Genomic DNA, 3,352 nt, shown 5'->3' on the forward strand with positions numbered 1-3,352 from the left:
CACGCTGGCGGAGTTGCACTTCGACCGCATCTACGGACTGTTCACGAACTCCATCGACACCGACGGCCACGCGGCGGTCCAGCGATCGGCGGCCCGCCACGCCGCCTGGGTGCGCGGCGACTACGACCACCTGACCTGATCGGGCGCGAGCACCCGCCGGGAACATTTCGGCAGTTCACGGCGTTGAGAGCACCGTGACTACCCAAGACCTCACCGCCGAAAAGTTCAACGAGACCATCAACGGCAACGACGTCGTCCTGGTCGACTTCTGGGCATCGTGGTGCGGGCCGTGCCGCCAGTTCGCGCCCACGTTTGCCGCATCAGCCGACAAGCATCCCGACGTCGTGCACGCCAAGGTCGACACCGAAGCACAGCAGGAGCTGGCAGCCGCCGCCCAGATTCGGTCCATCCCGACGTTGATGGCGTTCAAGAAGGGCAAGCTGGTGTTCAACCAGGCCGGCGCCCTGCCGCCGGCGGCGTTGGAGGACCTGGTTCAGCAGGTCAAGAACTTCGACATCGACGCGGCGATCGCCGCGCAGGAGAGCGACCAGGCCTGATCGCCTCAAGGCGACGGCCCAAGGCCAGGCAAGTTACCGTTCAACGGTGAATTTGGTTCTCGTTGAACATCCGCGGCCGCATGTCGCGCTCATCACCCTCAACCGGCCGGAGCGGATGAACTCCATGGCGTTCGACGTCATGGTGCCGCTCAAATCGGCTCTAGAGGAGATCACCTACGACAACTCGGTGCGGGTGGTCGTACTGACCGGGGCCGGTCGAGGTTTCTCGTCGGGCGCCGACCACAAGTCGGCCGGGGAAGTGCCGCATGTGCAGGGCCTGACCCGGCCCACCTACGCGCTGCGCTCCATGCAGGTTCTCGACGACGTCATCCTGGGACTGCGACGGCTACACCAGCCGGTGATCGCCGCGGTCAACGGCGCCGCGATCGGTGGTGGGCTCTGCCTGGCGCTAGCCGCCGATATCCGCGTCGCCGCGAGCGGGGCCTATTTCCGGGCGGCGGGCATCAATAACGGTCTGACCGCCAGCGAGCTGGGTCTTAGCTACTTGTTGCCGCGGGCCATCGGCTCGTCGCGGGCGTTCGAAATCATGCTGACCGGCCGGGACATCGACGCCGAGGAAGCCGAGCGGATCGGGCTGGTATCCCAACAGGTACCCGAAGACCAGCTGCTGGAGACGTGCTATGCGATGGCCGAACGGATCGCTGCGTTCTCGCGGCCGGGAATCGAGTTGACCAAACGCACACTGTGGAGTGGACTAGACGCCGCTAGCCTGGAAGGGCACATGCAGGCCGAGGGCCTGGGGCAGCTTTTCGTTCGCCTGCTCACCACGAACTTCGAAGAGGCGGTTGCCGCGCGTGCCGAGAAGCGGCCGCCGGTATTCACCGACGACAAGTAACAACCGTCCGGCGACGATGCAGGCCATGGCCTGCTGAGGAGTCGGACAAACGAACAAGGAGAGTGACCGTGATCACGGCTACGGACCTCGAGGTCCGCGCTGGCGCGCGCACGTTGCTCTGTGCTAATCCGGCGGGGGCCCCCGCCACGGCGTTGCGGATACAGCCCGGTGACCGCATCGGTCTGGTCGGGCGCAACGGCGCCGGGAAGACCACCACCTTGCGCATCCTTGCGGGGGAGGGCGAGCCGTATGCCGGGACAGTGACGCGCAGCGGCGAGATCGGTTACCTGCCGCAGGATCCCAAAGAGGGCGATCTCGACGTCCTGGCCCGCGACCGAGTGCTCTCGGCGCGCGGCTTGGACACCCTACTCACCGATCTGGAAAAGCAGCAGGCGCTGATGGCCGAGGTCGCCGACGACGCAGCGCGCGACCGTGCGATTCGCCGTTACGGCCAACTCGAGGAACGCTTCGCGGCGTTAGGCGGCTACGGAGCCGAAAGCGAGGCCGGCCGAATTTGTGCGAGCCTTGGGTTGCCCGAACGGGTGCTGACTCAGCAGCTGCGCACGCTGTCCGGTGGACAACGACGCCGGGTGGAGCTGGCGCGGATTCTGTTCGCCGCGAGTGAAGGAGGAGCCGGGGCTTCAGGTTCGGCCACTACCTTGCTGCTTGACGAGCCGACCAACCACCTCGACGCCGATTCACTGGGCTGGCTAAGGGATTTTCTGCGGAACCACACCGGCGGCCTCGTGGTCATCAGCCACAACGTCGACTTGCTGGCCGACGTCGTCAACCGAGTGTGGTTTCTCGACGCGGTGCGCGGCGAAGTCGACGTCTACAACATGGGCTGGCAGAAGTATCTCGACGCGCGCGCCACCGACGAGCAGCGTCGCCGCCGGGAACGTGCCAACGCTGAACGCAAGGCCACCGCGTTGCGTGCCCAAGCCGCCAAGTTAGGTGCGAAGGCGACCAAAGCTGTTGCAGCGCAGAACATGCTGCGACGTGCCGATCGGATGATGGCCGCGCTCGACGAAGAGCGGGCAGCTGACAAGGTGGCCCGGATCAAGTTTCCCAGCCCGGCCGCCTGCGGACGCACCCCGCTGGTGGCCAGTGGTCTGACCAAGAACTACGGATCGCTGGAAGTGTTCACCGGCGTTGACCTCGCGATCGATCGCGGCTCCCGGGTGGTGGTGCTCGGACTCAACGGCGCGGGCAAGACGACACTGCTGCGGCTGTTGGCCGGTGCCGAGCAGCCCGACGCCGGGGGGTTGGAGCCCGGACACGGTTTGAAAATCGGGTACTTCGCCCAGGAGCACGACACCCTCGACGACACCGCGACGGTGTGGGCGAATATCCGCCATGCCGCGCCCGATTCGGGCGAGCAAGACCTGCGTGGTCTACTCGGCGCGTTCATGTTCAGTGGTAGTCAGCTCGACCAGTTGGCCGGCACGCTCTCCGGCGGTGAGAAGACGCGGCTGGCGCTGGCCGGCCTGGTGGCGTCGACGGCGAATGTGTTGCTGCTCGACGAGCCGACGAACAACCTCGATCCGGCATCGCGCGAGCAGGTGCTGGATGCACTGCGTAGCTACGCCGGCGCGGTGGTGCTGGTGACGCACGACCCCGGCGCCGCCGAAGCGCTCGATCCGCAACGTGTCGTGCTGCTTCCCGACGGCACCGAAGACCATTGGTCCGAGGACTACCGGGATCTCATCGAGTTGGCCTGACCGATGGCGCAGGCGATTTCGTCAAATCGCCCCGCCGCCGACGCCGGCTTTCTACGCTGTGTGCGTTGGGGATCCTATTCAGCGGGGAGGCGCCGATGCGGAAGTCGAAGAAAACACGCGCGCAGTTGATGGACGAATTGCGGAGCGCGTATGAGGGCGGAGCCAGCATTCGTAAACTGGTCTCGTCCACTGGCAGGTCCTATGGGTCGGTACACAGC

Annotated in this window: 3 protein-coding genes and 1 pseudogene; all 4 read left to right on the forward strand. The window is 65.9% G+C overall.

The genetic code is table 11. From position 1 onward, the window contains the following. The first annotated feature begins 194 nt into the window (after window positions 1-194). On the forward strand, window positions 195-557 hold the full coding sequence (gene trxA, locus WB785_RS23900) for a thioredoxin (RefSeq protein ID WP_424082445.1): 363 nt from the start codon (window positions 195-197) through the stop codon (window positions 555-557). A gap of 16 nt (window positions 558-573) precedes the next feature. Further along, window positions 574-1,413, forward strand: a pseudogene (locus WB785_RS23905) (enoyl-CoA hydratase); the annotation flags it as partial. Between the two features lie 68 nt (window positions 1,414-1,481). Further along, window positions 1,482-3,134 (forward strand): ABC-F family ATP-binding cassette domain-containing protein, encoded by a 1,653-nt coding sequence (locus WB785_RS23910; protein ID WP_424082447.1) that lies wholly within the window; start codon window positions 1,482-1,484, stop codon window positions 3,132-3,134. Between the two features lie 95 nt (window positions 3,135-3,229). Then, on the forward strand, window positions 3,230-3,352 hold a 123-nt coding region (locus tag WB785_RS23915; RefSeq protein WP_424082449.1), incomplete at its 3' end, for a helix-turn-helix domain-containing protein.

The sequence above is a fragment of the Mycobacterium sp. genome, assembly GCF_049585075.1.
Lineage (GTDB): Bacteria > Actinomycetota > Actinomycetes > Mycobacteriales > Mycobacteriaceae > Mycobacterium.